The organism is Shinella sp. BE166, from assembly GCF_051201095.1.
In the GTDB taxonomy this organism is placed as follows: domain Bacteria; phylum Pseudomonadota; class Alphaproteobacteria; order Rhizobiales; family Rhizobiaceae; genus Shinella; species Shinella lacus.
In genome coordinates this window covers 259,474-285,293 of the sequence record NZ_JBPEHL010000007.1, presented here as the reverse complement: position 1 = coordinate 285,293, position 25,820 = coordinate 259,474, and the positions used below count along the sequence as shown (strand labels likewise).

31 protein-coding genes are annotated in these 25,820 nt (G+C 65.1%); 19 read left to right on the top strand and 12 right to left on the bottom strand.

Annotation, left to right across the window (positions count from 1 at the left end; translation table 11 throughout):
- The first annotated feature begins 75 nt into the window (after positions 1 to 75).
- The 6 genes from J2Y63_RS19585 to J2Y63_RS19560 all read left to right on the top strand — a co-directional run bounded on the left by J2Y63_RS19585 (position 76) and on the right by J2Y63_RS19560 (position 4,243).
- Positions 76 to 1,230, top strand: a complete 1,155-nt coding sequence (locus J2Y63_RS19585) for a cell wall hydrolase (RefSeq protein ID WP_435267466.1) — start codon at positions 76 to 78, stop codon at positions 1,228 to 1,230.
- Positions 1,231 to 1,501: 271 nt separating this feature from the next.
- A complete protein-coding gene (locus J2Y63_RS19580; RefSeq protein ID WP_435267465.1) occupies positions 1,502 to 1,897 on the top strand; it encodes an AtpZ/AtpI family protein in 396 nt (131 codons plus the stop codon).
- 61 nt (positions 1,898 to 1,958) lie between these two features.
- Positions 1,959 to 2,711 carry a F0F1 ATP synthase subunit A gene (locus J2Y63_RS19575; RefSeq protein ID WP_256118529.1) on the top strand — a complete coding sequence of 251 codons (753 nt, stop codon included), beginning with the start codon at positions 1,959 to 1,961 and terminating at the stop codon, positions 2,709 to 2,711.
- A gap of 66 nt (positions 2,712 to 2,777) precedes the next feature.
- A complete protein-coding gene (locus tag J2Y63_RS19570) occupies positions 2,778 to 3,005 on the top strand; it encodes a F0F1 ATP synthase subunit C (protein WP_024270186.1) in 228 nt (75 codons plus the stop codon).
- 88 nt (positions 3,006 to 3,093) lie between these two features.
- Positions 3,094 to 3,747: a F0F1 ATP synthase subunit B gene (locus J2Y63_RS19565; RefSeq protein WP_256118530.1), complete on the top strand. Its 654-nt coding sequence runs from the start codon at positions 3,094 to 3,096 to the stop codon at positions 3,745 to 3,747.
- 10 nt (positions 3,748 to 3,757) lie between these two features.
- Positions 3,758 to 4,243, top strand: coding sequence for a F0F1 ATP synthase subunit B (locus tag J2Y63_RS19560; protein WP_256118531.1), 486 nt, complete (start codon positions 3,758 to 3,760; stop codon positions 4,241 to 4,243).
- A gap of 127 nt (positions 4,244 to 4,370) precedes the next feature.
- On the opposite strand, the gene J2Y63_RS19555 is transcribed toward J2Y63_RS19560, so the two are convergent.
- The 5 genes from J2Y63_RS19555 to J2Y63_RS19535 form a co-directional block, all read right to left on the bottom strand.
- Positions 4,371 to 4,547 carry a hypothetical protein gene (locus J2Y63_RS19555; protein WP_435267464.1) on the bottom strand — a complete coding sequence of 59 codons (177 nt, stop codon included), beginning with the start codon at positions 4,545 to 4,547 and terminating at the stop codon, positions 4,371 to 4,373.
- 192 nt (positions 4,548 to 4,739) lie between these two features.
- Positions 4,740 to 4,916 (bottom strand): hypothetical protein, encoded by a 177-nt coding sequence (locus tag J2Y63_RS19550; protein WP_435267463.1) that lies wholly within the window; start codon positions 4,914 to 4,916, stop codon positions 4,740 to 4,742.
- A 197-nt stretch (positions 4,917 to 5,113) separates the two neighbouring features.
- Positions 5,114 to 5,290: a hypothetical protein gene (locus J2Y63_RS19545; protein WP_256118222.1), complete on the bottom strand. Its 177-nt coding sequence runs from the start codon at positions 5,288 to 5,290 to the stop codon at positions 5,114 to 5,116.
- 105 nt (positions 5,291 to 5,395) lie between these two features.
- Entirely contained in the window at positions 5,396 to 6,064 is a 669-nt protein-coding gene (locus tag J2Y63_RS19540; protein WP_435267462.1) for a ribonuclease HII, read from the bottom strand.
- 149 nt (positions 6,065 to 6,213) lie between these two features.
- Positions 6,214 to 7,371, bottom strand: coding sequence for a PA0069 family radical SAM protein (locus J2Y63_RS19535; RefSeq protein WP_256118534.1), 1,158 nt, complete (start codon positions 7,369 to 7,371; stop codon positions 6,214 to 6,216).
- Between the two features lie 172 nt (positions 7,372 to 7,543).
- On the opposite strand from J2Y63_RS19535, the gene J2Y63_RS19530 reads away from it, so the two are divergent.
- Positions 7,544 to 8,077 carry a glycosyl transferase gene (locus J2Y63_RS19530; RefSeq protein WP_435267461.1) on the top strand — a complete coding sequence of 178 codons (534 nt, stop codon included), beginning with the start codon at positions 7,544 to 7,546 and terminating at the stop codon, positions 8,075 to 8,077.
- Here J2Y63_RS19530 and J2Y63_RS19525 read toward each other — a convergent pair.
- The 5 genes from J2Y63_RS19525 to J2Y63_RS19505 all read right to left on the bottom strand — a co-directional run bounded on the left by J2Y63_RS19525 (position 8,074) and on the right by J2Y63_RS19505 (position 13,621).
- A complete protein-coding gene (locus tag J2Y63_RS19525) occupies positions 8,074 to 9,066 on the bottom strand; it encodes a calcium-binding protein (RefSeq protein WP_435267460.1) in 993 nt (330 codons plus the stop codon). The genes J2Y63_RS19530 and J2Y63_RS19525 overlap by 4 nt on opposite strands.
- A 78-nt stretch (positions 9,067 to 9,144) precedes the next feature.
- Positions 9,145 to 9,693, bottom strand: coding sequence for a molybdenum cofactor biosynthesis protein B (gene moaB, locus J2Y63_RS19520; protein ID WP_435267459.1), 549 nt, complete (start codon positions 9,691 to 9,693; stop codon positions 9,145 to 9,147).
- Positions 9,680 to 10,579 carry a 4-(cytidine 5'-diphospho)-2-C-methyl-D-erythritol kinase gene (locus J2Y63_RS19515; RefSeq protein WP_435267458.1) on the bottom strand — a complete coding sequence of 300 codons (900 nt, stop codon included), beginning with the start codon at positions 10,577 to 10,579 and terminating at the stop codon, positions 9,680 to 9,682. The genes moaB and J2Y63_RS19515 overlap by 14 nt, the downstream gene beginning before the upstream one ends.
- Positions 10,580 to 10,583: 4 nt before the next feature.
- Positions 10,584 to 12,437 carry a tetratricopeptide repeat protein gene (locus J2Y63_RS19510; protein ID WP_256118540.1) on the bottom strand — a complete coding sequence of 618 codons (1,854 nt, stop codon included), beginning with the start codon at positions 12,435 to 12,437 and terminating at the stop codon, positions 10,584 to 10,586.
- Between the two features lie 167 nt (positions 12,438 to 12,604).
- Positions 12,605 to 13,621, bottom strand: a complete 1,017-nt coding sequence (locus J2Y63_RS19505; protein WP_256118541.1) for a polyprenyl synthetase family protein — start codon at positions 13,619 to 13,621, stop codon at positions 12,605 to 12,607.
- 109 nt (positions 13,622 to 13,730) lie between these two features.
- Between J2Y63_RS19505 and J2Y63_RS19500 the strand changes: the two genes are divergently transcribed.
- From J2Y63_RS19500 to J2Y63_RS19465, 8 genes are all read left to right on the top strand, one after another.
- Positions 13,731 to 13,952: a DUF2007 domain-containing protein gene (locus J2Y63_RS19500; protein WP_435267457.1), complete on the top strand. Its 222-nt coding sequence runs from the start codon at positions 13,731 to 13,733 to the stop codon at positions 13,950 to 13,952.
- Positions 13,949 to 14,752, top strand: coding sequence for a tRNA1(Val) (adenine(37)-N6)-methyltransferase (locus tag J2Y63_RS19495; protein ID WP_435267456.1), 804 nt, complete (start codon positions 13,949 to 13,951; stop codon positions 14,750 to 14,752). The genes J2Y63_RS19500 and J2Y63_RS19495 overlap by 4 nt, the downstream gene beginning before the upstream one ends.
- A gap of 49 nt (positions 14,753 to 14,801) precedes the next feature.
- Entirely contained in the window at positions 14,802 to 15,065 is a 264-nt protein-coding gene (locus J2Y63_RS19490; protein ID WP_435267455.1) for a CopG family ribbon-helix-helix protein, read from the top strand.
- Positions 15,065 to 15,385 (top strand): type II toxin-antitoxin system RelE/ParE family toxin, encoded by a 321-nt coding sequence (locus J2Y63_RS19485; protein WP_435267454.1) that lies wholly within the window; start codon positions 15,065 to 15,067, stop codon positions 15,383 to 15,385. Before J2Y63_RS19490 ends, J2Y63_RS19485 begins: the two co-directional genes overlap by 1 nt.
- Positions 15,386 to 15,473: 88 nt before the next feature.
- Entirely contained in the window at positions 15,474 to 16,346 is an 873-nt protein-coding gene (locus J2Y63_RS19480) for a S49 family peptidase (RefSeq protein ID WP_435267453.1), read from the top strand.
- A gap of 33 nt (positions 16,347 to 16,379) precedes the next feature.
- Positions 16,380 to 16,571: a hypothetical protein gene (locus J2Y63_RS19475; protein WP_064329246.1), complete on the top strand. Its 192-nt coding sequence runs from the start codon at positions 16,380 to 16,382 to the stop codon at positions 16,569 to 16,571.
- Between the two features lie 211 nt (positions 16,572 to 16,782).
- A complete protein-coding gene (locus J2Y63_RS19470; protein ID WP_435267452.1) occupies positions 16,783 to 17,853 on the top strand; it encodes a dTDP-glucose 4,6-dehydratase in 1,071 nt (356 codons plus the stop codon).
- Positions 17,854 to 17,947: 94 nt separating this feature from the next.
- Complete coding sequence (locus J2Y63_RS19465; protein WP_256118545.1) at positions 17,948 to 18,910, top strand: glycine--tRNA ligase subunit alpha; 963 nt, start codon at positions 17,948 to 17,950, stop codon at positions 18,908 to 18,910.
- 7 nt (positions 18,911 to 18,917) lie between these two features.
- Here the strand turns inward: J2Y63_RS19465 and gcvA are convergent, their stop codons facing one another.
- A complete protein-coding gene (gcvA, locus tag J2Y63_RS19460; RefSeq protein ID WP_435267451.1) occupies positions 18,918 to 19,814 on the bottom strand; it encodes a transcriptional regulator GcvA in 897 nt (298 codons plus the stop codon).
- A gap of 128 nt (positions 19,815 to 19,942) precedes the next feature.
- Here gcvA and J2Y63_RS19455 point away from each other — a divergent pair, with 128 nt between their 5' ends.
- Complete coding sequence (locus J2Y63_RS19455) at positions 19,943 to 20,647, top strand: SDR family oxidoreductase (protein ID WP_435267450.1); 705 nt, start codon at positions 19,943 to 19,945, stop codon at positions 20,645 to 20,647.
- A 57-nt stretch (positions 20,648 to 20,704) separates the two neighbouring features.
- Here J2Y63_RS19455 and J2Y63_RS19450 read toward each other — a convergent pair whose 3' ends face one another.
- Complete coding sequence (locus J2Y63_RS19450; protein WP_256118548.1) at positions 20,705 to 20,902, bottom strand: hypothetical protein; 198 nt, start codon at positions 20,900 to 20,902, stop codon at positions 20,705 to 20,707.
- A gap of 190 nt (positions 20,903 to 21,092) precedes the next feature.
- On the opposite strand from J2Y63_RS19450, the gene J2Y63_RS19445 reads away from it, so the two are divergent.
- The 3 genes from J2Y63_RS19445 (at position 21,093) to glyS (ending at position 25,818) form a co-directional block, all read left to right on the top strand.
- A complete protein-coding gene (locus tag J2Y63_RS19445; RefSeq protein WP_256118549.1) occupies positions 21,093 to 21,641 on the top strand; it encodes a LemA family protein in 549 nt (182 codons plus the stop codon).
- A 14-nt stretch (positions 21,642 to 21,655) separates the two neighbouring features.
- Positions 21,656 to 23,599 (top strand): DUF2207 domain-containing protein, encoded by a 1,944-nt coding sequence (locus J2Y63_RS19440; protein WP_435267449.1) that lies wholly within the window; start codon positions 21,656 to 21,658, stop codon positions 23,597 to 23,599.
- 104 nt (positions 23,600 to 23,703) lie between these two features.
- Complete coding sequence (gene glyS / locus J2Y63_RS19435) at positions 23,704 to 25,818, top strand: glycine--tRNA ligase subunit beta (protein WP_435267448.1); 2,115 nt, start codon at positions 23,704 to 23,706, stop codon at positions 25,816 to 25,818.
- Positions 25,819 to 25,820: the final 2 nt, after the last annotated feature.

The window sequence follows — 25,820 nt, the reverse complement described above, 5'->3', positions numbered from 1 at the left end:
CGTAGCATTCGTCATGCAGGGGCAGGGCGCTTCCTGGCCTTCCTGCGGCAGTTCCGGCAAGGATGCACAGCGGAATTGCGTGAGACCCTTGCGAAGCGGGAATGGAAAATCCCGCTCGTTGTCGGCCTCGGCATCGTCGCCGGCTTTCCCACCCAGGCGGCCCATACGGACCTCGCCACCTACCTTTCCGGCCTCAACCGCAAGGGCGGCAACCAGACCATGGTGCTGACCCGCTCGCCCGCCGGCTCCATCCACGAAGTCGAGATCGCCTTTGCCGACGCCATGACCACCGGCGGCATCGAGAGCGGTGCCGGCGTGGAACTGCCGGGCGGCGTCAAGGCGGCGCTGCGCAGCGAGCACAAGGGCAAGGGCGGCATTCCCGACGAGGACCGCGTCAACCGCCGCGACAAGAAGGGCCGCATCATCGCGGTCCTGCCGGTCACGCCGCCGAAGGGTTTTACCGCCGGCTCCATCCTGGAGCGCACCAGCGCGATCTTCTCGCCGGTCTTCGACACCGGCGAGCGCATGGCCTTCGCCAAGCCGCAGATCAAGGGCAAGGAAATCGAGATCGCCACGGCCTTCTACAAGAAGAAGCCGGTCCATAAGGACGAGGGCCTCTCGCCGATGATCGCCAGCCTCGTCACCAGCGACAAGGCCGACGTCCTCGCCACCGCCTATGCCCGCGTCGAGCCGGATTACGCCCGGGAATCACCCTTCGATTCGATCCTGAAGCCGAACAAGGAGCTTGGTCGCTTCATCCCCGATATCTCTCCGGAAGACCACGCCTGGGCCGCGACCCCGCTGCCGGCCGCGGTCTTCACCGCCAAGGAACAGAAATGCCTCGCCGAAGGCATCTATTTCGAGGCGCGCGGCGAGGAGGTGAAGGGCCAGGCCGCCGTGGCGCAGGTCATCCTCAACCGCGTGCGCAACCCCACCTATCCGAACACCATCTGCGGCGTCGTCTACCAGAACGAAAACTGGCGCAACCGCTGCCAGTTCTCTTTTGCCTGCGACCGCATTCCCGACCTGATTCTCGCCCCTTGGCACTGGAAGACCGCCAAGGAGATCGCCATGGCGGTCACCGCGGGCAAGATCTGGCTCGACGACGTCGGCTCAGCCACGCATTACCACGCGACCTATGTGAAGCCGCCGTGGGGGCGCACCATGAAGCGGGTCGCCAAGATCGGCCAGCACATCTTCTACCGCACCTATGGCGGCGGCTGGAGCTGAGGGGCGCGCTGTCGCGGCTCAAGGGTGAGTCCGCGCGCAAGCGGAAACGATTCCCGGGACGATCGGTCGCGCCTCCGGCGTGAATCCTGATAATTTATTGATTTTCTTCAATATATTTGCTGTGGCGCAAAGCTTCGCCATGCCTTGACTATGCTGGCACCTAAAACTATGTTGCGGCCGACTTCGAAAGGGGTCGGATATGGCTTGAATCCTAGCCTTCAATATGTCCGCAATGGGGCGAAAGCTCCGCGGGAACGAACGGGAGGACGCCATGACCGATCAGCAAAAGGGAAGTCTGGAAGACCGGCTGAAGCGCCTGGACGCGGAACTCGCGGAACGGCGCAAGGACGACGGGGCGGAACAGGCCGCCGAGGCACGGGCATCCGAGAGCCGCAAGGGCTACGCGGTGGCCATGAAGCTCTCGAGCGAGTTCGTCGCTGCCGTCATCGTCGGGGCGCTTCTGGGCTATCTTTTGGACCATTTTGCAGGTACAGGGCCGTGGGGGATGATCGTTCTTCTGCTCCTCGGCTTCTGCGCCGGCGTTCTGAACGTCATGCGCGCGGCTGGCATGGTGGCATCGCCCCATCCGGTCGACAGGCTGGCCGGGCGCGATCCCGGCGGGGCCGGGAGCGGGCGGAAAGAAACCGAGACGAAGGATGGCGCCTGAGGGTGCGGTCCACTTAATGGGTGACTTCCGCCGCAAGGCGGGCAAGCGAGAGAGATAAGCGGTGTCCAACGATCCGACCCATCAGTTCCTGGTCAACAAGATTGTTCCGATCGAAATCGGCGGTATCGATTTCTCGTTCACCAATGCCTCGCTCTTCATGGTCGCCACCGTCGCGGTCGCCACGGGCTTCCTCTACTTCACGACCGGCCAGCGCGGCCTGGTCCCGAGCCGCATGCAGTCGGTCTCGGAAATGTCCTACGAGTTCATCGCCTCGATGCTCCGGGAAGGGGCGGGCAGCCACGGGATGAAGTTCTTCCCGTTCGTCTTCTCGCTCTTCATGTTCGTGCTGACGGCAAACCTGCTCGGCATGATGCCCTACTTCTTCACCGTCACGAGCCAGATCATCGTCACCTTTGCGCTGGCGCTGCTCGTCATCGGCACGGTCGTCGTCTACGGCTTCTACAAGCACGGTTTCGGCTTCCTCAAGCTCTTCGTGCCGTCGGGCGTGCCCGGCGCGCTCCTGCCGCTGGTCGTCTCGATCGAGGTCATCTCGTTCCTCTCGCGCCCGATCAGCCTCTCGATCCGTCTTTTCGCCAACATGCTGGCGGGTCACATCACGCTGAAGGTCTTCGCCGGCTTCGTCACTTCGCTCAGCGCCCTTGGCGCCGTCGGTGTGGTCGGCTCGATCCTGCCCCTTCTCATGACCGTCGCCCTGACCGGTCTCGAATTCCTCGTGTCGTTCCTGCAGGCCTACGTCTTCGCAGTTCTGACATGCATGTACCTCAACGATGCCGTGCATCCGGGTGGTCACTAAGGAAACAGTCGCCGGCGCCTTCGGGCGTCGCTCATAAGCCGCAACAACCCATTCAAGGAGTTCATCATGGAAGCGGAAGCAGCAAAGTTCATCGGCGCAGGTCTTGCCACGTTCGGTCTCGCCGGCACGGCTCTCGGCCTCGGCAACATCTTCGGCAACTACCTTGCCGGCGCTCTGCGCAATCCGTCTGCCGCTGACAGCCAGTTCGGCCGTCTCGTATTCGGCTTCGCCGTTACGGAAGCTCTGGGCATCTTCTCGCTGCTCATCGCTCTCCTCCTCCTCTTCGCCGTCTGATATCGGCCGAGGACTGGACCATGGCCCGACAGGGCCGTGGTCCATCGTACGTTTCGTACATGATTGAGAATGCCCCCTGGAGGTCAGCATGTCTGTGACCTTGGCATCGGCCGAGTCCACCCCTTTCGAAATCGCCCAGGCGGCAACCTCTGCGGAAACGCATGAGACCCCTGCGGATGCGCATGCGGCTCAGCCGGCAGGCGAAACGCACACCGAAACGGGTGTGGCCCATGGCGACGAACACGCCACCGGCGTCTTCCCGCCTTTCGACCAGACCACGTTCGCATCGCAGCTCCTGTGGCTGGCGATTACCTTCGGTCTGTTCTACCTTCTCATGTCGAAGGTCGTCATTCCGCGCATCGGCTCGATCCTCGAGACCCGCCATGACCGCATCGCGCAGGATCTCGACGAAGCCTCGCGCCTGAAGGCTGAAGCGGATGCCGCGATCGCTGCCTACGAGCAGGATCTCGCCACCGCCCGCGCCAAGGGCAATGCGATCGCCTCGACCGCCCGCGACGAAGCCAAGGCCAAGGCCGACGCCGAGCGCGCCAAGATCGAAGCCTCGCTGCAGGAAAAGATCGCCGGTGCCGAAACCCGCATCGCCGAAATCAAGGCCAAGGCGCTCGCCGATGTCGGCGCCATCGCCGAGGAAACCACGGCAGCCGTTGTCGAGCAGCTGATCGGCGCCAAGGCCACCAAGGCCGAAGTCGCTTCGGCCGTCAAATCGGCCGCAGGCGAATAAGGAGCATCCCATGGCATTCGACGCAACATTCTATGCCTTTGTCGGCCTCCTGCTGTTCCTGGCCCTCATCGCCTACCTCAAGGTTCCGGGCATGATGGCCAAGGGCCTCGACGCCCGCGCGGAAAAGATCCAGAACGAGCTGGCGGAAGCCAAGCGCCTTCGCGAGGAAGCCCAGCACCTGCTCGCCGAATACCAGCGCAAGCGCAAGGATGCCGAGGCGGAAGCCGCCAGCATCGTCGCCGCCGCTGAACGCGAAGCGAGCCTTTTGACCGCGGAAGCCAAGCAGAAGACCGAGGAATACGTCGCCCGCCGCACGGTGCTCTCCGAGCAGAAGATCAAGCAGGCGGAAGCCGACGCGATCAACGCCGTGCGCGCCGCCGCCGTCGACCTCGCAGTCGCCGCCGCCGAAAAGGTCATCGCCGCCAAGGCCGATGCGGCCACCGGCAAGGCACTCTTCGACAACGCCATCAGCGAAGTGAAGACCCGCCTCAACTGAGGTCTTTTCACAGCATGATATGAAAAAGGCCGGAGCAATCCGGCCTTTTTGCTGTTTGGGCCACAGGCAAAAGGCCCGGATGCAGGGGAACATCCGGGCCTTCGGGGAGGTCAGTGGGGCGTGACGCTTACTTGCAGATCTTGATCTTCTTGACGATCAGGTTGCCGTAGTAGTCGTAGGAATGGATCTTCTTGAGGAAGCAATGCGGCTTGTAGCCGTAGCTGTAGTAACCGGCCTGCGACGGGGCGGCGAAGGAAACGGCGGCTACGAGGGCGACGGTGGCGGAAACGATGATCTTGCGCATGGGGGTCTCTCCTGATCTCTGTGAGGGATGAGCCTCTCTCATCCAGTGATCGGACTTTCCCACATCACCCGACCGCCCGCTGTTCCGGACGGAACAGGGCCGGAGCAATCCGGCTTTTTTGCTTTTTGGCGGACGGCAAAAGGCCCGGATGCAGGGGAACATCGGGCCTTCGGGGAGGTCAGTGGGCGACGTTTACTTGCAGATCTTGATCTTCTTGACGATCAGGTTGCCGTAGTAGTCGTAGGAGTGGATCTTCTTGACGAAGCAATGCGGCTTGTAGCCATAGCTGTAGTAGCCGGCCTGCGACGGGGCGGCGAAGCAAACAGCGGCGACGAGGGCGACAGTGGCGGAAACGATGATCTTGCGCATGGGGGTCTCTCCTGATCTTTGGTTGGGGATGAGCCTCTCTCATCCAGTGATCAGACTTTCCCATATCGCTGAGATGCCCGCTGTTCCGGGTGGAACAGGGCCGGATTGCTCCGGCCTTTTTGCTTTTCGGCGGACGGCAAAAGACCCGGATGCAGGGGAACATCCGGGCCCTCGGGGAGGTCAGTGGGGCGTGACGCTTACTTGCAGATCTTGATCTTCTTGACGATCAGGTTGCCGTAGTAGTCGTAGGAATGGATCTTCTTGACGAAGCAATGCGGCTTGTAGCCGTAGCTGTAGTAACCGGCCTGCGAGGGGGCGGCGAAGGAAACGGCGGCGACGAGGGCGATGGTGGCGGAAACGATGATCTTGCGCATGGGGGGTCTCTCCTGATCTCTGTGAGGGATGAGCCTCTCTCATCCAGTGATCAGACTTTCCCATATCGCTGAGATGTGCGCTGTTCCGGATGGAACAGGGCGGGGCTATTCCTGCTTGAGCGGGCGAAAACTCATGCGGTGCAGGCGGCAGGGGCCGATGGCCTGGATGGCTTTGCGGTGGACCTCGGTGGCATAGCCGGCGTGGAGGGCGAAGCCGTAGCCCGGGAAGGTGGCTTCCGCACGCGCCATCATGCGGTCGCGCATGACCTTGGCGACGATCGAGGCGGCGGCGATGGAGACCGAGCGGGCATCGCCCTTGACGACGGCGCGGCCTTCGCAGGCGAGGCCAGGCGGTACGTCGCGGCCGTCCGCCAGCACGAGATTCGGGGCGACTTCGAGCCCGGCGACGGCGCGGCGCATGGCATCCAGGCTTGCCTTGCGGATGTCGATGACGTCGATGCGGCGCGAACAGCTGGAGGCGACGGAGACGAAGGCCGATTGCATGATGAGCGTGAAGAGCTGCTCGCGCTTCGCGGCGCTCAGCTGCTTGGAATCGTTCAGCCCCTCCGGAATATTGTCCGGATCGAGCACCACGGCGGCCGCGACGACGGGGCCGGCGAGCGGGCCGCGGCCCGCCTCGTCCGTGCCGGCGACCGGCCAGAGGCCGCGCTTGCGGGCGGCAAGCTCCATCAGGAAATCCGGCCCTTCGGGCAGGTCGAAAAGAAGGCGGGAATCGGAGGATGCGGGACGGGACATGCGGCGAACCTCGCACATCCGTCCGATTCCCTGCAAGTCCCCCGGCAGGAGGCGGATGCCGGAGGAACAACCGGCACGCCCGGGGAAGACGGGCCGGAAGATGATGCCGGGCACGAATGCCCGGTCGAATGTCGTTTTCGCGCGATCCGGGAACACCCGGGGTACAGCTAAAGCAGCGAGAGCTGCACACCGCTGCCCGAAGGCGGCACGAACTGGTCGCTGGCGAGGCTGCGGCGGGTGCGGGTCAACTCCAGCCGCTTCGCCGCCATTTCGAAGCGGCGGGCGATCTGCCAGGCATAGGGACCGGCGCCCTTCATGCGCTTGCCGAATTCCGCGTCGTAATCCTTGCCGCCACGCATCGAGCGCACCAGCGACATGACGTGGCGGTAGCGGTCCGGATAATGGCGCAGCAGCCAGTCGCGGAAGAGCGGGCTTACTTCCAGCGGCAGGCGGAGCAGCACATAGCTCGCCTCGCAGGCGCCGGCCGCCTTGCCCGAATCGAGTACACGCTCGATCTCGTGATCGTTCAGGCCGGGAATGATCGGCGCCATCATGATGGCGACCGGGATGCCGGCCTCTGACAGCGCGCGAATGGCTTCCAGCCGGCGCGGCGGGGTCGCGGCGCGCGGCTCCATGGTGCGCGCCAGCTTGCGGTCGAGCGTGGTGACCGAGATGCCGGCCCAGGCAAGGCCGCGCGCCGCCATGCGGCCGAGGATGTCGATGTCGCGCATGACCAGCGCCGACTTGGTGACGATCGACACCGGATGATTGGCGGCATCCAGCACTTCGAGGATCTGGCGCATGATGCGCCATTCCTTCTCGATCGGCTGGTACGGATCGGTGTTGGTGCCGATCGCGATGACCCGCGGCTTGTAGCCGGGCTTGGAAAGCTCGCGCTCCAAGAGTTTCGGCGCATCCGGCTTGGCAAACAGCTTCGCCTCGAAATCGAGGCCGGCGGAGAGGCCCATGAAGGCATGGGTCGGCCGGGCGAAACAATAGATGCAGCCGTGCTCGCAACCGCGATAGGGATTGATCGAGCGGTCGAAGGGAATGTCGGGCGAATCGTTGCTGGTGATGATGGTGCGCGGCTTTTCCACCTGCACCTCGGTGCGGAAGGGCGGAAGCTCCTCCAGCGTCTGCCAGCCGTCGTCGACGGTCTCGCGCGTCACCGGCTCGAACCGGCCGGTGAAGTTGAGCCCGGCCCCGCGGCCGCGCCGGCGGTCCCCATCGACGCGCATGCCCGTCTGTGCCATCAGCGCCTCGGCAACGTCTTTCGTGTGGCCGGGCGCGAGGGCGCCCTGCCTGAGATCGGCAAGATCGTTCATGGCTGTCTCCGGCGGGGCAGACCCCCGTTCCAATGACTATATTCCTATCGCCGAAACGAGAACAATGCAAGAACAAAATTCCCCGCGCCGCTAACCATGCTTTCTAACCATGCCGGAACATGGCGGGGTGGGGGCGGTGGAAATCCATGCTGCAATGCGGTATTGCAAAGGAATGCTGACAATCATCCTGGAATGCCGCGACAACGAGGCCGAGCTTGCGCAGACGTTGTCGGCGCTGGTGACGGGCGCCGTGCAGGGCATCGTGCGCGACGTGATCGTGCTCGACCACGGCTCGCGCGACGGCTCGGCCAAGGTGGCGGATGCGGCTGGCTGCCGGTTCCTGACGAGCTGGGACATGAAGGATGTCGTGCGCTCCGCCCGCGGCGACTGGCTGCTGCTGCTGGAGCCGGGCGCGCGCCCGCTGGCCGGCTGGGTCGATGCCATCGTCGATCATGTGTCGATCAACAAGAACCCGGCGCGTTTTCTTGGCTCGCGCAACCATCGCCGGCCGTTCTTCAAGCGGTTTGCGCGCCGCGCCGCGCCGCTGGAGCAGGGGTATCTCGTCAGCAAGCGCCAGGCATCGGCGACCGTGCGCACCGGCATGGCGCTCGCCGACATGGCGGGCCGTTCCGGCGTGCGAAAGCTGGTCGCCGAGATCGTGCCCGCCTGGGTGGTGAAGGCCATGCGGGCCGAGATCGCGGATTAAAGCAGGAAATCGCTGCGGAAGAGGCCGTCCAGCCCGCGGACCTCGATCTCGAAATCGGCCTGGCCGTCGCCGTTGACGTCGCCGGACACCAAGCCGCCCTGGACACGAAGCTCGCCGGCATTGCCGGAAAAGTCGTTGCCGCCGATGAAGGCGAAGGCCTGGTTGCCGCCGCGGCCGGCATTGGCGTCGATGTCGCGCAGGTCGATCTTGTCGCCTTCGCCGCCAGTGAAATCGAGGATGACGTCGCGCCGCGCGCCTACCGCTGATTCGAATACGCCGTTGAAGTCGAAGCGGTCGGCGCCGCTGTCGCCCTGCAACAGGTCCATGCCGCGGCCGCCGGTAAGCACGTCGTTGCCGCCGCGCCCGGCGATCTGGTCGTCGCCGCCAAGGCCCTTCAGGAGGTTTGAGACGCTGGAGCCGAAGAGAATGTCGCCGGCATTGGTGCCTTCGGCATTCTCGATGCTGATCAGGCGTTCGAAGCGGTTGGAGCCGGTCTGCGCCAGGCCGTTGCCGAGATCGATGCCGACGCCGGTTCCGCCGACCACATTGTCGTCGTCGCGCGGGAGATAGCTGATCGAATCGACGCCCGAGCCGCCATGAAAGGTGTTCTGCTCGCCGACGGAGAAGAAACGGTCGTTGCCGCCTTCGCCGAAATAGCTGCTCTTGAAGGTGCTGACGGCGATCTTGTCGTTGCCGGCGCCGGCCTTGACGATGTCGGCGCGCTCGTTGACGAAGGAGCCGAAGCCGGTGCCGACATAGGTGTCGTTGCCCGCGCCGAGCAGGATGACGCTGCCGTCTTCCTTCATGTTGACGACGCTGTCGTTTCCGGCGCCGGCATCCACCTGGTTGCGGCCGCCGAAATCGTCGGTGCGGTTGAGGATGATGGTGTCGTTGCCGCCGCGCGCAAAAATCGTCACTTCGACATTGTCGAAGCTGCTGCCCTGTACGAAGCGGTCTGCGCGGTTGGTGCCGTTGATCGTGCGTCCCATTGGTCTCTCCTCAACTTTTCGATTGCTGGGAAAGTCATAGGTGGCGATGCAGGCGCGCGCAGTGCCCTATGGAACAGGTCAGCCGGCGGTGCGCTTCAGGTGCTCGTCGAGGCGCGGCATGATCTCCACGAAGTTGCAGGGCATGTGGCGATAGTCGAGCTGCGCCTTCAAAATGCCGTCCCAGGCGTCCTTGCAGGCGCCCGGCGAGCCCGGCAGCACGAAGATGAAGGTGGCATTGGTGACGCCGCCGGTCGCGCGCGACTGGATCGTCGACGTGCCGATCTTGTCGTAGGAGATGCGGTGGAAGACCTCGGAAAAGCCGTCCATGCGTTTTTCGAAGATCGGCTCCAGCGCCTCCGGCGTCACGTCGCGGCCGGTAAAGCCCGTGCCGCCGGTGGTAATGACCACGTCGATCGCCTCGTCGCGCGTCCAGGCCTCCACCGTCGCACGGATTTCGGCGACGTCGTCCGTCACGATGGCGCGGGCGGCGAGCCGGTGGCCGGCCTCGGCGATGCGGGCGACGAGCGTATCGCCGGAGCGGTCCGTGTCGGGCGTGCGGGTATCGGAGACGGTGAGCACGGCGATGCCGACCGGGATGAAGGGCCTTGTCTCGTCAATGCGTGCCATGGGTCGCTCCAATCGTGCGCGTGGCGGCGAAAAACCACTGCGGGTGCCGCCTGCCAAGCGCCGCGGCTGCGGCTTGGGCGGCGTCATCGGATGGGTATAGCGCGAAGCATGTGGCGCCGGAACCGGACATGCGCACGAGATCCGCGCCGGTGGCCGAGAGGCTCTCCGAAAGTGAGGCGATCTCGGGGCAGAGCTGGCGGGCAGGGGGTTCGAGGTCGTTGCGCAGCCGCAAAAGCAGGCTCACCCAGCCTTCACGGCCTGTGACGGGAACGAAGGGTGGATTGTGTTTTGAGGCGAGCGCCTTGAAGACCGCCGGTGTCGAGACGCCGACCATGGGATTGGCGAGCACGATCGGCATGGACGGCATGGTCAGCGGCGTGATGCTGTCCCCGACGCCGCGGGCCATCAGCGGCTGGCCGACGAGGCACATCGGCACGTCTGCGCCGAGGCCGATAGCGATGGCGTCGCGCTCGTTCTTCGGCAGGTCTGCCTGCCAGAGTGCCAGAAGCCCGCGCAGGGTCGCCGCCGCATCCGCCGATCCGCCGCCGATGCCCGATGCGATGGGCAGGTTCTTTTCAAGGTGGATGTGCACGGGCGGGGCGGCCTGCCCATGCTTCGCCAGCGCGGCCCGCAGCCGGTCGCGCGCGCGGGTAACGAGATTGTCGCCATCGGCCGCAAGCGCCTCGCCAAAGCGGCCGGACAGCGTGAAGCGATCCTCCGCCGCCGGCGACAGGCCGATGCGGTCGCCATAGGCGGTGAAGGTCACGAGGCTTTCGAGGAGATGATAGCCATCCTCGCGCTGGCCGACGACGGCGAGCGCGAGGTTGATCTTGGCCGGCGCCCGTTCAAGGACGGCGAAGCCCGAGAGCGGGTCGGCGTCAGGCATGCGGTCAGGACTTGCGGTCGACCGCCGTGCCTTCCGGCGAGGGGTTCTGCACCGGCTTTTCGTCCTTGGCTTCCGCCGAGGCCGGCTCGGTCTTCTTGAGCTCCGGCAGGCCGTTCTCGATCTTCAGCTTGATCTTCGGGATTTCTGCCTCTTCCGGCTTCAGGCCGAGCGCGCGGTTCCACTGGAAGGTGGCTTCCAGCTTGCGGCCGACGCGCCAGTAGGCATCGCCCAGATGGTCGTTGATCGTCGGATCGCCGGCCTTGAGCTCCGCCGCACGCTCCAGTTCCGCCACGGCGTCGGTAAAGCGGTTGAGGCGATAATAGGCCCAGCCGAGCGAGTCGACGATATAACCGTCGTCAGGCTTGATGCTGACGGCGCGGCGGATCATGTCCAGCCCCTCGTCGAGGTTGATGTTCATGTCCACCCAAGAATAGCCGAGATAGTTCAGCACCTGCGGCTGTTCCGGGTTGAGCTCCAGCGCCTTGCGGAAGTTCGGCTCGGCCTTTTCCCATTCCTTCAGGCGCTCATAGGCGATGGCGCGCTGGAAGAAGACGCTCCAGTGGTTGCGCGTCGGCACCGGGCCGATCGCCTCGACGGCGCGGTCATAGAGCGCCGCCATGTCCTTGTAGTCCTTGGCGTCGGACAGCACGCTGCCGAGCGCCAGATAGCTGCGGAGATCCGACGGGTCGGCCTCGATCAGCTCCTGCAAGTGCTTCTTGGCTTCCGGGACCTTGCCGGTATCGGCGAGGTTCAGGCCGAGCTGCAATTCGGAAATGCGCCGCATCGGCGACTTTTCCGGCACGGCGCGGTAATATTCGATGGCGCGTTCCGGCTTCTTCTGGTTTTCGGCAAGCCCGCCGAGCAGCACCAGCATGTCGTCGCTATCCGGATCGAGCGCGCGCGCCGCCTGCATATAGAGCGAGACGATGTCTTCCGCGCCTTCGCGGTTCAGCGCCCCGCCGATCGAGAACAGCACGGCGGCTGCACCCTGTGCTGCCGTGCGCACCTGTTGTTCCTGCTTTTCGCCAGCCTCGATGCTCTGGCGCAGCGCCTTCAGCGGCGCATAGCTGGTGATGAAGCTGTCGCCGACCGAAATCGCATCGAGCGCCTTCTGCTTGTTGCCCTCATGGGCCTCAAGCCGGGCAAGCGCCATGACGGCGCGGATGAACGTGTCCGGCGCGGCGCTGGCGCCATTGCGGTCGAGCACTGCATCGTTGAGACGGGCGCGTGCCGTCGCCTTGTCGCCGGCCGCGGCGGCGAGCGCGCCGGCATGATAGTTCTTGAAGATGGCGAGCCATTCCGGCCCGTCCATGCTGGAGATCAGCTTGATGGCGTCCTTCGACTTGCCGTCGCCGAACTTGGCCCAGGCGAGCAGCAGGTCGTTCATCATGCGGTCCAGATCGTTCGGACCGTTATAGACGAGAATCTTTTCCGCACTCTTGTATTCGCGCTTGCGGATTGCCTCCATGCCGCGCACCACGGCGGTGATGCGCTCGACGGCCGGGTCGTTGCGCAGCGCATCGGCGAGCTTCACGCCCTCCTCGAAGTCGCCGTTCATCAGCTGCGTCACCATCAGGCGCTGCTTGACGTCGGTGTTGGTGGCGTCGAACTGCAGCGCGATCTTGTAGAGCGCGACGGCGGTCTCGTAGTCCTTGTCGAAATCCGCCGTGCGGGCGGCCAGGAAGGCGCCGGAGAAGGTGTTGACGCTCAAGGGATCGAACGGCGTGTCTTCGGCGGCTGCCGCTGCGGGCTTGTCCTCCGCATAGGCCGCCTGGGGGCCGGCCAGGGGACCGGCAAGCACGATGCTGGCCGCTATCGCCACGCCGGAGAGAAGCCGAAGGAGAAGGGAATGCCGCATCAAAATGCCTTTCGCCAGAAAGTGTAGAGTTCGCCCCGGAGGCCGGTCGCGCCAAATCCGGCCACGATCAGGCCCAAATCAGTCACGGACTCATGACGGTAGAGAATGGCTTTTTTGGCGCGGTGCGGCAAGAAAATCCTGCCGGACCGAATTCAACCTTCCGTGGCTCAGCTCACGCGGGCAATCGAGAAGTCGATGACCTCGAGCAGCGCATCCTTCCACGGGCTCGCCGGCAGGGGGGCCAGCGCATCGCGGGCGATCATGCCATAGTGCTGGGCGCGGGCGATCGTGTCCGTCAGGCCGCCATAGCGGGTGATAAGGTTGAAAGCGCGCTCCAGGTTGGCGTCGTCGCTCTTGCCGCCCTCGATGGCCTCGCGCCAGAAGGCGCGGTCTTCCGTCGTGCCGCGCCGCCAGGCGAGGATGACGGGCAGCGTGATCTTGCCCTCGCGAAAATCGTCGCCGGTGTTCTTGCCGAGGTCGGCCGCCTTGCCGCCGTAGTCCAGCGCATCGTCGACGAGCTGGAAGGCGAGGCCGAGATTCATGCCGTAGGATTTCAGCGCGTTGCGCTCGGCCCGGTTGGTGCTGGCAATGATCGGGCCGACTTCCGCGGCGGCCGCGAAAAGCGCCGCCGTCTTGGCGCGGATGACCTGGAGATAGTCGTCCTCGGTCGTCTCCATGTTCTTGGCGACCGACAGTTGCAGCACTTCGCCCTCGGCGATCACGGTGGCGGCGGTGGAAAGCACGTCGAGCGCTTCCAGCGACCCGACCTCGACCATCATCTTGAAGGCCTGGCCGAGCAGGAAGTCGCCGACGAGCACGCTTGCCTGGTTGCCCCAGATCATGCGCGCGGTGGATTTGCCGCGGCGAAGGTCGCTTTCATCCACCACATCGTCATGCAGCAGCGTCGCCGTGTGCATGAACTCGACGCTGGTCGCAAGCTTGATGTGATGGTCGCCGTCATAGCCGAACATCGAGGCGGCGGCGAGCGTCAGCATGGGGCGCAGCCGCTTGCCGCCCGAAGAGATCAGGTGGTTGGCGACCTCCGGGATCATCTGCACGTCGGAGCCGGCTTTCGACAGGATAAGCTGGTTCACCCGCTCCATGTCGGCCTTTGTCAGATCGACGAGCGGCTTCACCGATGCCTGTTTGTTTTTGCCTTCTTCAAGCGGTATCACGACGCCCAAATGCCCGGACTCCTGTTCATTTTTGTTGAAAGACAATAGAAAGCGGGGCTTCCTGCGGCAAGAGGCGAATTGTCCCGCCTCGGCAATTATGGCTGGAAAAAGAACCCGTATGATCGAATTGATCCGCACCAACGACGTCGTCCTGCTTTCCTTCGCGGAAAGCCTGATGAAGGAGGCCGGCATCCACTGCCTGATCGCCGACGAGGCGATGAGCATCCTTGAAGGCTCGCTCGGCATGCTGCCGCGCCGCTTCCTGGTGGAAGCCGACCGGGAAGACGAGGCACGCCGCATCCTCAAGGACGCTGGGCTGGCGGCGGAGTTGCGGCCGTGAGCCAGGAGCAGGCGGATGCGCGGACGGCCATCGCCGAAACCGTCGACGCCTTCCACCGCGGCCGTTTCCATGTCGTCCAGCCGAAGGGCATCGGGCACCGCTCCGGCATGGACGCGATGCTGCTCGCGGCCCTCGTTGCCGGCGACGGGCCGATAAGAGTGGCGGATCTTGGCGCCGGTGCCGGTGCAGCCGGTCTCGCCGTCGCCGTGCGCCTCGAAAAGGCCGAGGTGCTGCTCGTCGAGCGTTCTGCGCTGATGGCCGATTTCGCCCGCAAGTCGCTGGCCCTGGACTTGAACGCCGCCTTCGCCGGCCGTGTCTCGGTCATCGAAGCAGACGTCTCGCTCGCCGGCAGGGCGCGCGTCGCTGCCGGCCTTGCCGACGACGCACACGATCACGTCATCATGAACCCGCCCTTCAACGATGGCGCCGACCGGCGCACGCCGGATGCGCTGAAGGCCGAGGCGCATGCCATGGAGGACGACCTCTTCGAGCGCTGGATCCGCACCGCCGGCGCCATCCTGAAACCCGGCGGCCAGCTCTCGCTCATCGCCCGGCCGGAATCGATCGCCGAGATCATCGTCGCCTGCGGCCGCCGTTTCGGCGGCATCGAGATCACCCCCATCCACCCCCGCGCGGGAGAAAGCGCGCTGCGCATCCTCATCACCGCCATCAAGGGCTCCCGCGCCCGCCTCGCGCTGCGCATGCCCCTCGTCATGCACGACGGCCCACACCACGCCTTCACGCCCTTCGTAGACGATCTCAACAATGGCCGCGCGAGCTATCCGCGGCTGCGGCGTTGACAATTTAGCGGTAATCGAAGACCTTGTATTACAAATTGCGGGGTTTTCCATGGAAAATCAAAAGAACCTCTCCGACCCTATCGCGCTTCGATTGCCGAGTGACGTGCTGGCCGAAATCGAGACGATTGCGCGCATCTCCGGCCGCACCCGCAGTTGGGTCATGGTGCGGGCGATGAAGGCCTATCTTGCGAGCGAGGGGCGGGAAATCGTCGAGCTCGACCGGGCCAGGCAGTCGGCCGCAGACGAAGGCGCGACGGAACTGGGCGATCTGCTTGCAGAAATGGACCGCAACCTTCCCGGCAATGCCGCCTGATGCGCAAGGTGCTGTTTGCGCCGCCGGCCAGAGCTTTCGTCGAGCAGGAAATCCGCTATCTGCGCGACCGCAACCCCGCTGCCGCCGCGGCGTTTCGCGCAAGCGTGGCGCGGCTCGGCAGGCAACTCGCCCGCTTCCCGCAATCGGGGTTCCTGCGGCAGGATATCCCACTCGAAGGCATCTACCGCATCGTTCTCGGCGACTATCGCATAGACTATGAACTCACGGTCGATGCCGTCCTGATCCTGCTTGTTCGCCACGGTCGCCAGGTCGAGCCCGGGCCGCCGATCGATGACGACGCGGATTACGAGGCGCCATAGGTTTCGACGATTTATGCCGCTGAATCTTGTGTTTTCCCCGGTCGTGCATACATCAGCCGGGCAACGAAACAGGAGACAGGATCGCGCGATGGCCGGATTTTTGAAGTCGCTGGTGCCGAAGAGGTTCCGCAAGGAGGGGGTCGCGATCCCCGTTGTCCGGCTGCAAGGGGCGATCATGGCGGCGGGTAGCCAGTTCCGTCCGCCGCTCAATCTTTCGACTGCCGCGCCGGCACTGGAAAAGGCCTTCGCCTATCGTGATGCGCCGGCGGTGGCGATCTCCATCAATTCGCCCGGCGGCTCGCCGGTGCAGTCGCGGCTGATCTTCCAGCGCATCCGGGAGCTTGCGGCGGAAAAGAACAAGCGCGTGCTGGTCTTCGTCGAGGATGTCGCGGCGTCCGGCGGCTATATGATCGCGCTCGCCGGTGACGAGATTTTTGCCGATCCGACCTCGATCGTCGGTTCGATCGGCGTCGTGTCCGGCGGCTTCGGCTTTCCGGAAATGCTGAAGAAGATCGGCGTCGAGCGGCGCGTCTATACCGCGGGCACCAACAAGGCGATCCTCGATCCGTTCCAGCCGGAGCGCGAAAACGAGATCGAATATCTGAAATCCCTCCAGCTCGAAATCCACCAGGTCTTTATCGACATGGTGAAGGACCGCCGCGGCGCGAAGCTCGCCGACGATCCGGACCTGTTTTCCGGCCTGTTCTGGACGGGCGGGCGCGGCGTCGCACTCGGCCTCGTCGATGGCCTTTCGGACATGCGCTCGGAACTGAAGCGGCGTTATGGGCCGAAGACGCGGCTGGAGCTGGTTTCGGCGCCCAAGGGGCTGTTCGGCCGCAAGGCGCCGGGCATCGGGGGGCTTTCCGGTGACATGGCGGAGCGTATAAGCTCGGCCGGCGTGGCCGCCGTGGCCGGTCTCGCGGAAGAAAAGGCGCTCTGGGGCCGCTTCGGCCTTTCCTGATCGCGCACACAATAAAAGAATAGGGGAGGGGCGATGGCCCAGATCATCTTTCTGCTTCTGGTCGTCGGCCTTGCCTGGTTCGGCTATCGCAAGTTCGTGGCGGATGCCGAGCGGTTGAGCAAGTTGCGCAAGCGCAGCGAGGAGGAACGCCGCACCGGGGCAACCGGCACGCTCGTCAAGGATCCGGAAACCGGCGAATACCGCCTGCGCCGCGACGACGAGTAGCCTTTCGGCACGCTTTCGTGCCGTCGCGGGAGCGGCCTGCGGCTCGCGCCGTGCCGCGCCGGGACATTAACCAAGCGTCGTAAGGTTAATGCCGCATTTATTCCTTTGCATCCCAAGGTTGGCGTTGCCCGCGCGGGCAGGAAGCCCGATCTAACGGCAAGGGTCGCCATGATGGCGTCCTGAAAAGCGCCTGCGATGAACGGAGTACACCATGGCCTCGCTCGATCTCGATCGGATCCGCACCATCGTCGTGACGGGCGGTGCCGGCTTCGTCGGCTCGCACATCGTCGACGACCTGCTCCAGCATTGCCCGAATGCCCGCGTGCGCGTGCTCGATTCCTTCACCTATGCCGCCGACATGTCGCATCTCGACGCCGCCTTCCGCACGGGCCGCGTAACGCTGCAGGAAGGCGACGTCGGCAATCTTGACCTCGTCACCGAGGTCCTGAAGGATGCCGATCTCGTCGTGCATGCGGCCGGCGAAAGCCATGTCGAACGCGCCTTTTCCGTGCCGGAACGTTTTACGCTCGCCAATGCGCTCGGCACTCAGGTGCTGGTGGAGGCGATGGGCCGCCGCCGCGTGCCGCTGATGATCCATATCAGCTCGGCGGAGGTCTATGGCGCCGGCAGTGGCGGGCTGATCGGCGAGCTTGCGCCGCTGCTTCCCGACAATCCGCACGGCGCCTCCAAGGCCGCCGCCGAAATGTTGATCGCGGGCCTGCGCCGCTCCTTCGGACTCGATATCCGCGTGCTGCGCCCGGTCAACATCGTCGGCACCCGCCAGAACACCGAAAAGCTTCTGCCGCGCTTCCTGGAGCTCGCGACCGTCGGCCGCCCGCTGCCGGTGCATGGCGACGGCATGCAGACGCGCGCCTTCGTTACCATGACGGATTTCTGCTCGGCCCTGCGCACGGTCGTGACCGGCGGCGCGGAAAACGCCACCTACAATGTTGCCGGCGATGACCTGCACGACATCCTCTCCGTCGCGCGCCTCGTGCTCGATGCGGTGCAGGACCCGATCTCCGGCGTGAGCTTCACCGCCGGCCGGCCGGACAATGTCGGCCGCCCGCCGCTCGATACGCGTGCCCTGAAGGCGCTCGGCTGGCAGGCGAAGAGCTCGCTGCGCCGCGAGCTTCCGATGCTCGCCGCCTGGTATGGCGCGCGCGTGCCCGCAGGCCTGCGCCGGCAGCTGCATCAGGTGCCGGATCTGGCGCCCCAGCGCGTGCAGGCCGTCACCCAGGCCGCCGGCTCCGGCCTGTTCCGCTCGCTCGAACGGCACTGAGAGGTTTGGGGCGAGCCGCCCGAAACCCTTGACCCTTCCGGCGCATCGTGGCACCAGTCCGCCAGCTTTTTCAAAGAATGCCCGGACGAAACCGATGACCTCAGCCGCCCTGCCTGACCATATGAACCCGACGCGCTCCTTCCAGGGGCTTATCCTGACGCTGCACAACTATTGGGCGGACAAGGGCTGCGCGGTGCTTCAGCCCTATGACATGGAAGTGGGCGCCGGCACGTTCCACCCGGCAACGACGCTGCGCGCGCTCGGGCCCCGCCCTTGGCGCGCCGCCTATGTGCAGCCCTCGCGCCGCCCGTCGGATGGGCGCTACGGCGAGAACCCCAACCGCCTCCAGCACTATTACCAGTACCAGGTCATCCTGAAGCCGAACCCGTCGAACCTCCAGGAGCTCTATCTCGGCTCGCTGGCGGCGATCGGCCTCGATCCGCTACTGCATGACGTGCGCTTCGTCGAAGACGACTGGGAAAGCCCGACGCTCGGCGCCTGGGGGCTGGGCTGGGAATGCTGGTGCGATGGCATGGAAGTCTCGCAGTTCACCTATTTCCAGCAGGTCTGCGGCATCGAATGCGCGCCCGTCGCCGGCGAACTGACCTATGGCCTCGAGCGCCTCGCCATGTATGTGCAGGGCGTCGACAACGTCTACGACCTGAACTTCAACGGCCGCGAGGGCGACGAGAAGATCACCTATGGCGACGTCTTCCTGCAAGCCGAGCAGGAATATTCTCGCCACAACTTCGAATTCGCCGACACTGCCATGCTGCACCGCCATTTCATCGATGCGGAAAAGGAGTGCCAGGCGCTTCTGGCCGCCGGTGCGCCGGGCGATGCCGACAACCAGCGTCTGCACAAATGCGTGCTGCCGGCCTATGACCAATGCATCAAGGCGAGCCACGTCTTCAACCTGCTCGACGCCCGCGGCGTGATCTCGGTCACCGAACGCCAGAGCTATATTTTGCGCGTGCGCACGCTGGCCAAGGCCTGCGGTGAGGCCTTCCTGCTGACGGATGCCGGCGGCGTGAACTGGACGAAGGACGCGGCCTGATCGCTTCCTAGCGCTTGCGGCCGTCGGCGGTCGCAAGCCAGGTCCGCACCGCCGCGACGGATGTGGCATGGCGCGGCTTGCGGGGCGAGACGGCATAAAAATCCGCGCCCGCCCGCATTTCCACTGCAAACAGCCGCGTCAACCGGCTATCGCGAATATCCCCCTCGACGAAAAGCCGGCTCGCCAGCGCCAGCCCCTGGCCGGCAATCGCCGCCTCGATGGCATGCGCCGTCTGGTTGAAGCGGATGTTTTTTGGCGCGGTGGGCGCCCCTTCCGGAAAGACCTGTTCGAGGAACTGCGGCCAGAAATCATGTGCGTCGTGCAGCAGCGCGTAGCGCGCGAAGGCCTCCGCCTGCGCCGGGCTTCCAAGCTTTTCGATGAGAAGCGGGCTCCCCACCGCCACCACCACCTGCTCGAACAGCAGGTCGACGTCGAGCCCCGGCCCGAAGGGCGGGCGGCCGTAGCGCACCGCCAGATCGACGGCATCGGTCTGGAAGTTGGAAATCCGGTCGGTCGCGAGGATGCGCAGGTCGATATCGGGATGGGCGGCGGTGAACTCGGGCAGGCGCGGGATCAGCCATTTCGAGGCGAAGGTCGGCGTGACGCTGATCGTCAGGTGCTGCGGCTCCGGCCGCAGGGCCTCCGTCGCCTCGGCGATCAGCTCGAAGGCGCGGCGGACATTGGCGACATAGCTGCGCCCGGCTTCCGTCAGCGCGAGCGTGCGCGGCTGGCGATCGAACAGCTTTAACCCCAGCTCCGCCTCCAGCCCACGCACCTGCTGGGCGACAGCACCCTGGGTGACGGCGAGCTCCTCGGCGGCGAGCCGGAAATTGAGATGGCGCGTCACCACCTCGAAAACACGCAAGGCATTCAGCGAGGGGAGGCGGCGTATGGCGTCGGACATGCGATAGAATTTCTACTGGATGATGAGCGTGGAACTGGCTCGCGCTCCTGGCCGGCCGATGGTATCACTTGGAACATCACGAAGAAAGGCGGTTCGCCCGCAACGTATTCTCGACAGGGAGATGGAAGATGGCAGTAGAAAAAGTGGCAATCATCACCGCAGGCGGCAGCGGCATGGGCGCGGCTGCGGCGCGGCGGCTGGCGACGGATGGCTTCAAGATCGCCGTGCTCTCCTCCTCCGGCAAGGGCGAGGCGCTGGCGGAAGAGTTCGGCGGCCTTGGCGTCACCGGCTCCAACCAGTCGAACGACGACCTGAAGCGCCTCGTCGACGGCGCGCTGGAACGCTGGGGCCGCATCGACGTGCTGGTCAACAGCGCCGGACACGGCCCGCGCAAGCAGATCCTCGAATTGACTGACGAGGACTGGCATGCCGGCATCGACGTCTATTTCCTGAACGCCGTGCGCCCAACGCGCCTCGTCACCCCGATCATGCAGAAGCAGAAATCCGGCGTGATCATCAACATCTCGACCGCCTGGGCCTTCGAGCCGAGCGCGATGTTCCCGACATCCGCCGTCGCGCGCGCCGGCCTCGCCTCCTTCACCAAGGTTTTCGCCGATACCTACGCGGCCGAAAACATCCGCATGAACAACGTGCTGCCCGGCTGGATCGACAGCCTGCCGGCGACGGACGAGCGGCGTGACGGCGTGCCGATGAAGCGCTACGGCACGAGCGAGGAGGTCGCAGCCACGGTCGCCTTCCTCGCCTCCGACGGCGCCGGCTATATCACCGGCCAGAACATCCGCGTCGACGGCGGCATCACCCGCTCGATCTGACACGGCAAACATTGCGACTGTCTCGCCTCTCCGGTCCCGCCGGGGAGGCGTTTTCGTTCAAGCCAGCGTCGAAGCCTTCACGCCGAGTTCCCAGACGGGCTTCAGGGTGGGGAAGGTGCCGGTGGGGAGCTGGCCGGCATAGGTCTGGAGAGCCCGGCGTACACCCTTCGGACGGTCGACCGCTGCACCCATCGTGTAGGCGAGGAAGAGGGCGGTGAAACCGAGAACGTTGATGGTGAGAACGAGGGCTTTCATGGCGGTTGCTTCGGGGTTCGTGTTGTTGATGAAGCGACTATCGATGAAAGCCCGTCCTCCCGCGGTTCCCGGGGTGACAGGACGCTGATGTCTTTGGGAAAATTGACGCTTCATGCGGCCTTGCGGGGCTTTCCTGCGGCGTCGCGGATGCTAAGCTCGCGCCGAACGCACTGAAGGAGCGGAGAACCTCATGATCGGTCTGGCAATCGCGGCGGTGGTCGTCATCTACGCCATCATCATCTACAACGGCCTCGTGCGCGCACGGCAGGTGAAGGAGGAGGCCTGGTCCGGCATCGACGTGCAGCTGAAGCGCCGCGCCGACCTCATCCCCAACCTCATCGAAACCGTGAAGGGCTACGCCGCGCACGAAAAAGAGACGCTGGAAAACGTCGTGGACCTGCGCAACCGCGCGCAGGCCGTGCCCGCAGGCGACGTCGCCGGCCGCGCCCAGGCGGAAGGCATGCTGAGCCAGGCGCTCGGCCGCATCTTCGCGCTCGCCGAAGCCTATCCGGACCTCAAGGCCAACCAGAACTTTGCCGAATTGCAGCAGACGCTGGAAACGCTGGAAGGCGAGATCCAGATGTCGCGGCGCTATTACAACGGTGCGGCGCGCGATCTCAACGTCAAGGTCGAGAGTTTCCCGTCGAACCTCGTCGCCGGCCTCTTCAAATTCCTGAAGGCGCCCTATTTCGAGATCGAGAACCCGGCTGACAGGGCCGTGCCGACCGTGAAATTCTAGACCTGGAGTCCTCCATGATGCGGATTGCCGCCCTCCTGACGCTGTGGCTCTGCCTTCTGGTCGGGGGCGCGGCCCGGGCGGAAGAATATTTCGACCGCTACCATTCCGATATCGCGGTCGCGAAGAACGGCACGCTGACGGTGACGGAGGCGATCCGCGTCTATGCCGAGGGCAACCAGATCCGCCGCGGCATCTACCGCGATTTCCCGCTGACCTTCGTCGACGCCGAGGGGAGGGAGCGCGAGGTCGGCTTCAAGATCCTCAGCGTCGAGCGCGACGGCCGCCCGGAGCCCTACCGCACGGAGAGCATCCGCCGCGGCATCCGCATCTATTTCGGCTCCGCCGACGTGCTCATCGATCCCGGCTTCCACCAATACCGCCTGACCTACGAGACGACGCGGCAGATCCGCTTCTTCGACACGCATGACGAACTGTTCTGGAACGTCACCGGCACTGAGTGGGCCTTTCCGATCTACCGGGCGAGCGCGACGGTCACGCTGCCGCAGGGGGTGAATGCGGAGGAATTGACTTTCTTCACCGGTCCCTTCGGCGCGACCGACAAGAATGCGCGCGCCGAAAACCGCGGCAACCAGGCGACCTTCGAGACGACGCGGGAGCTTGGGCCGCAGGAGGGCCTGACGATCGGCGTGAAAATGCCGGCCGGCAGCATCGACAAGCCGACGGCGGCCGAGGAGCGCGCGCTCTTCTTCAAGGACAACCGCAGCCTCATCCTCGCCTTCGGCGGTCTCGTCCTCGTCGTCGGCTATTATCTCTGGGCCTGGCTCTCTGTCGGCCGCGATCCGCCGGAGGGCGTCGTCGTGCCACGCTGGGATTCGCCGGAGGGCATGTCGCCCGCCCTCGTCAACTATATCGAGGAGAAGGGTTTTGGCGGGCGCGGCTGGACGGCGGTGTCGGCCTCCTTCCTCAACCTCGCGGTCAAGGGACTGGTCGAGCTTCAGGACCTGAAAAACTCGCTCACCGTCACCCGCACGGAAAAACCTGTCGAGGGCGAATTGCCGACGGGCGAGAAGGTGCTGCTCAACGCGCTCAAAAGCCCCGGCGCCAGCCTCGTCATAGACAAGTCCAACGGCAAGCGCGTGCAGACGCTGGGCGGCGATTTTCGCGATGCTATGGAGAAGGAGCACCGGCGCAAATATTATCTCGCCAACTGGCCCCAGATCATCGGCGGCATCCTCCTGTCGCTCGCCTGTCTTGCCAGCCTGCTGATCTTCGGCGGGCTGCCGGAGGACAGCATCGCACTGGTCATCCTGCCGCTCTTCGCCTCGGTCTTCGTGTCGATCTTCGCGGTGGCGCTCGGGCAGAATTTCAAGCGGGCGAATTCGCTCGGCGCGCGCATCCTCGCCGTCGCCATCGCCGCCTTCGTCGGCTTCGTGTCGCTCACCGTCTTCGGCAGCATCACCGTCGCGATCTTCTTGACGACCGCTGCCGCCGGCCAGATGCCGCTCTTTGCCGCCGTCGGCGGCATCATCGTCACCAATCTCGTCTTCTTCTTCCTGATGGGCGCGCCCACGCCGCTCGGCCGCAAGCTGATGGATGGCATCGAGGGCCTGCGCCAATACCTGACGCTCGCCGAAAAGGACCGCATGAACATGGCCGGCGCGCCGGAAATGTCGCCCCGCCATTTCGAAACACTGCTGCCCTATGCCGTGGCGCTCGGCGTCGAAAAACCCTGGTCGCAAACCTTCGACCGCTGGCTTCTCGCCGCAGCCGCGGCGGGTGCCGCCGCTGCCGCCTACCAGCCCGCCTGGTATCACGGCGACAGCTTCTCCTCTGGCCGCTTCTCCGACCAGATGGGCGGCTTCGCCGGCTCCATGGCCAGCACCATGACCTCCTCACTCCCCGACCCGCCAAGAAGCTCCTCCTCCGGCTTCTCCTCCGGCGGCGGCGGCGGCTCCTCGGGGGGAGGCGGTGGTGGTGGCGGGGGAGGCGGGTGGTAGGCGATCGTCGCTTTGGCCCGACTTTTCGGGATTGGACGGATGACAATTGCGCTGGGGCTTGCTAAGTCCCCGCCAGTCGAAAACTCCACCAGTCAGTGACCCTTATGCCCGATCTTCTGCTTGAACTCCGCTCCGAGGAAATCCCCGCCCGCATGCAGCGCAAGGCGGCGGGTGATCTGAAGAAACTCGTCACGGACGCGCTGGTGGAGGCGGGCCTGACCTATGAGGGTGCGCGCGAATATTGGACGCCGCGGCGCCTGACGCTGGATATTCGCGGCCTCAATGCCCGCTCCAGCGATGTGCGTGAGGATATCAAGGGACCGGCGACCTCGGCGCCCGAGCAGGCGATCCAGGGTTTTCTGCGCAAGGCGGGCCTCGCCTCGGTCACTGAGGCCCATGTGCACAGCGATCCCAAGAAGGGTGATTTCTACGTCGCGCATACGGTCAAGCCGGGCCGCCCGGCCGATGAGATCATCGCCGAGGTGATGCCGGGCATCATCCGCAATTTCCCCTGGCCGAAGTCGATGCGCTCCGGTGCTGCCTCGGCAAGGCCGGGCGCGCTGCGCTGGGTGCGCCCGCTGCAATCGATCGTCTGCACCTTCGGCTCGGAGACGGAAGAGACGCGCGTCGTACCCTTCGAGGTCGATGGGCTCGTGGCCGGCAACGTCACCTATGGCCACCGCTTCCATGCGCCGGACGCGATCACCGTGCGCCGCTTCGAGGACTATTCCGCCAATCTCGAAAAGGCCAAGGTCGTGCTCGATGCCGAGCGCCGCAAGCAGATCATCGCGACGGACGCCAACAATATCGCCTTCGCCAACGGCCTTGAGCTGGTCGAGGACGAGGGCCTGCTGGAAGAAGTCTCCGGCCTCGTCGAATGGCCGCAGGTTCTGATGGGCACGTTCGAGGAGGAATTCCTGGCGATCCCGTCGGAAATCATCCGCCTGACCATCAAGACCAACCAGAAATGTTTCGTCACCCGCAAGCCGGGCGCCGACACGCTCTCCAACCACTTCATCCTCGTCTCCAACATCGAGGCGAAGGATGGCGGCAAGGAGATCGTGCACGGCAACGGCAAGGTCGTGCGCGCCCGCCTGTCGGACGCCAAGCATTTCTGGCAGCGCGACCAGCGCGACCTGCCCGACCTCGATACGCTGAAGGCATCGGCCGAAAAGTTCGGCCTCGATCTCGCAAAGCCGCTCGACCAGCGCATGGCCAAGCTCGATGCGCTGAACGTCACCTTCCATGCCAAGCTCGGCACGCAGGGTGCGCGCGTCGAACGTATCCGCAAGCTCGCCGCCGAACTCGCCAAGGTGACCGGTGCCGATGCCGCGCTCGTCGACCGTGCCGTGGTGCTCGCGAAAGCGGACCTGCGCACCGAAGCCGTCGGCGAATTCCCCGAGCTCCAGGGCATCATGGGCCGCAAATATGCAGCCCTCCAGGGCGAGGACGCCGCGGTCGCCGAGGCGATCGAGGACCACTGGAAGCCGAACGGCCCCTCCGACCGCCTGCCGGGCGACAAGATCGGCGTGACCGTGGCGCTTGCCGACAAGCTCGACACGCTGACCGGCTTCTGGGCGATCGACGAAAAGCCGACCGGCTCGAAGGACCCCTATGCGCTGCGCCGCGCCGCACTCGGCGTCATCCGCATGCTGCTCGAAAAGAACATCCGCCTGCCGCTCGCCTCGGTCGCGAAGGACGCGGACCTCATCGCCTTCTTCCACGATCGCCTCAAGGTCTACCTCCGTGATCTGGGCGCGCGCCACGACCTGATCGACGCCGTGCTGACGCCGGAGGCCGACGATCTGCTGATGGTCGCGCGCCGTGTCGAGGCGCTGACGGCGTTCATCACCTCGGAAGACGGCCAGAACCTCCTTGCCGGCACCAAGCGCGCGACACAGCTTCTTGCCGCCGAAGAGAAGAAGGGCACCGTCGTCGAAGGCGCGGTCTCGGCCGACCTCTTGAAGCTCGAAGCCGAAAAGGCGCTCTATGCCGCCGTGGAAACCGCCTCGAAGGAGGCCGCCGCCGCCGTCGCCCGCGAAGATTTCCGCTCCGCTATGGAAGCGCTCTCGGCGCTGCGTGCGCCGGTCGACCAGTTCTTCACCGACGTGCTCGTCAACGACGAGGACCCGGCCATCCGCGCCAACCGCCTCGCGCTCCTCGCGGCCATCCGCGCGGCCACGGGCACGGTGGCGGATTTCTCGAAGATCGCGGGATAAGG

Bases quoted from the DNA above. Each gene is read 5' to 3' on its own strand.
- moaB (WP_435267459.1), bottom strand. From the start codon at position 9,693: ATGGCACGCATTGACGAGACAAGGCCCTTCATCCCGGTCGGCATCGCC.
- J2Y63_RS19490 (WP_435267455.1), top strand. From the start codon at position 14,802: ATGGAAAATCAAAAGAACCTCTCCGACCCTATCGCGCTTCGATTGCCG.
- J2Y63_RS19470 (WP_435267452.1), top strand. From the start codon at position 16,783: ATGGCCTCGCTCGATCTCGATCGGATCCGCACCATCGTCGTGACGGGC.
- J2Y63_RS19480 (WP_435267453.1), top strand. From the start codon at position 15,474: ATGGCCGGATTTTTGAAGTCGCTGGTGCCGAAGAGGTTCCGCAAGGAG.
- J2Y63_RS19440 (WP_435267449.1), top strand. From the start codon at position 21,656: ATGATGCGGATTGCCGCCCTCCTGACGCTGTGGCTCTGCCTTCTGGTC.
- J2Y63_RS19475 (WP_064329246.1), top strand. From the start codon at position 16,380: ATGGCCCAGATCATCTTTCTGCTTCTGGTCGTCGGCCTTGCCTGGTTC.
- J2Y63_RS19545 (WP_256118222.1), bottom strand. From the start codon at position 5,290: ATGCGCAAGATCATCGTTTCCGCCACCATCGCCCTCGTCGCCGCCGTT.
- glyS (WP_435267448.1), top strand. From the start codon at position 23,704: ATGCCCGATCTTCTGCTTGAACTCCGCTCCGAGGAAATCCCCGCCCGC.
- J2Y63_RS19535 (WP_256118534.1), bottom strand. From the start codon at position 7,371: ATGAACGATCTTGCCGATCTCAGGCAGGGCGCCCTCGCGCCCGGCCAC.
- J2Y63_RS19580 (WP_435267465.1), top strand. From the start codon at position 1,502: ATGACCGATCAGCAAAAGGGAAGTCTGGAAGACCGGCTGAAGCGCCTG.
- gcvA (WP_435267451.1), bottom strand. From the start codon at position 19,814: ATGTCCGACGCCATACGCCGCCTCCCCTCGCTGAATGCCTTGCGTGTT.
- J2Y63_RS19510 (WP_256118540.1), bottom strand. From the start codon at position 12,437: ATGCGGCATTCCCTTCTCCTTCGGCTTCTCTCCGGCGTGGCGATAGCG.
- J2Y63_RS19565 (WP_256118530.1), top strand. From the start codon at position 3,094: ATGTCTGTGACCTTGGCATCGGCCGAGTCCACCCCTTTCGAAATCGCC.
- J2Y63_RS19550 (WP_435267463.1), bottom strand. From the start codon at position 4,916: ATGCGCAAGATCATCGTTTCCGCCACTGTCGCCCTCGTCGCCGCTGTT.
- J2Y63_RS19555 (WP_435267464.1), bottom strand. From the start codon at position 4,547: ATGCGCAAGATCATCGTTTCCGCCACCGTCGCCCTCGTAGCCGCCGTT.
- J2Y63_RS19465 (WP_256118545.1), top strand. From the start codon at position 17,948: ATGACCTCAGCCGCCCTGCCTGACCATATGAACCCGACGCGCTCCTTC.
- J2Y63_RS19445 (WP_256118549.1), top strand. From the start codon at position 21,093: ATGATCGGTCTGGCAATCGCGGCGGTGGTCGTCATCTACGCCATCATC.
- J2Y63_RS19515 (WP_435267458.1), bottom strand. From the start codon at position 10,579: ATGCCTGACGCCGACCCGCTCTCGGGCTTCGCCGTCCTTGAACGGGCG.
- J2Y63_RS19570 (WP_024270186.1), top strand. From the start codon at position 2,778: ATGGAAGCGGAAGCAGCAAAGTTCATCGGCGCAGGTCTTGCCACGTTC.
- J2Y63_RS19455 (WP_435267450.1), top strand. From the start codon at position 19,943: ATGGCAGTAGAAAAAGTGGCAATCATCACCGCAGGCGGCAGCGGCATG.
- J2Y63_RS19530 (WP_435267461.1), top strand. From the start codon at position 7,544: ATGCTGACAATCATCCTGGAATGCCGCGACAACGAGGCCGAGCTTGCG.
- J2Y63_RS19525 (WP_435267460.1), bottom strand. From the start codon at position 9,066: ATGGGACGCACGATCAACGGCACCAACCGCGCAGACCGCTTCGTACAG.
- J2Y63_RS19560 (WP_256118531.1), top strand. From the start codon at position 3,758: ATGGCATTCGACGCAACATTCTATGCCTTTGTCGGCCTCCTGCTGTTC.
- J2Y63_RS19500 (WP_435267457.1), top strand. From the start codon at position 13,731: ATGATCGAATTGATCCGCACCAACGACGTCGTCCTGCTTTCCTTCGCG.
- J2Y63_RS19540 (WP_435267462.1), bottom strand. From the start codon at position 6,064: ATGTGCGAGGTTCGCCGCATGTCCCGTCCCGCATCCTCCGATTCCCGC.
- J2Y63_RS19485 (WP_435267454.1), top strand. From the start codon at position 15,065: ATGCGCAAGGTGCTGTTTGCGCCGCCGGCCAGAGCTTTCGTCGAGCAG.
- J2Y63_RS19450 (WP_256118548.1), bottom strand. From the start codon at position 20,902: ATGAAAGCCCTCGTTCTCACCATCAACGTTCTCGGTTTCACCGCCCTC.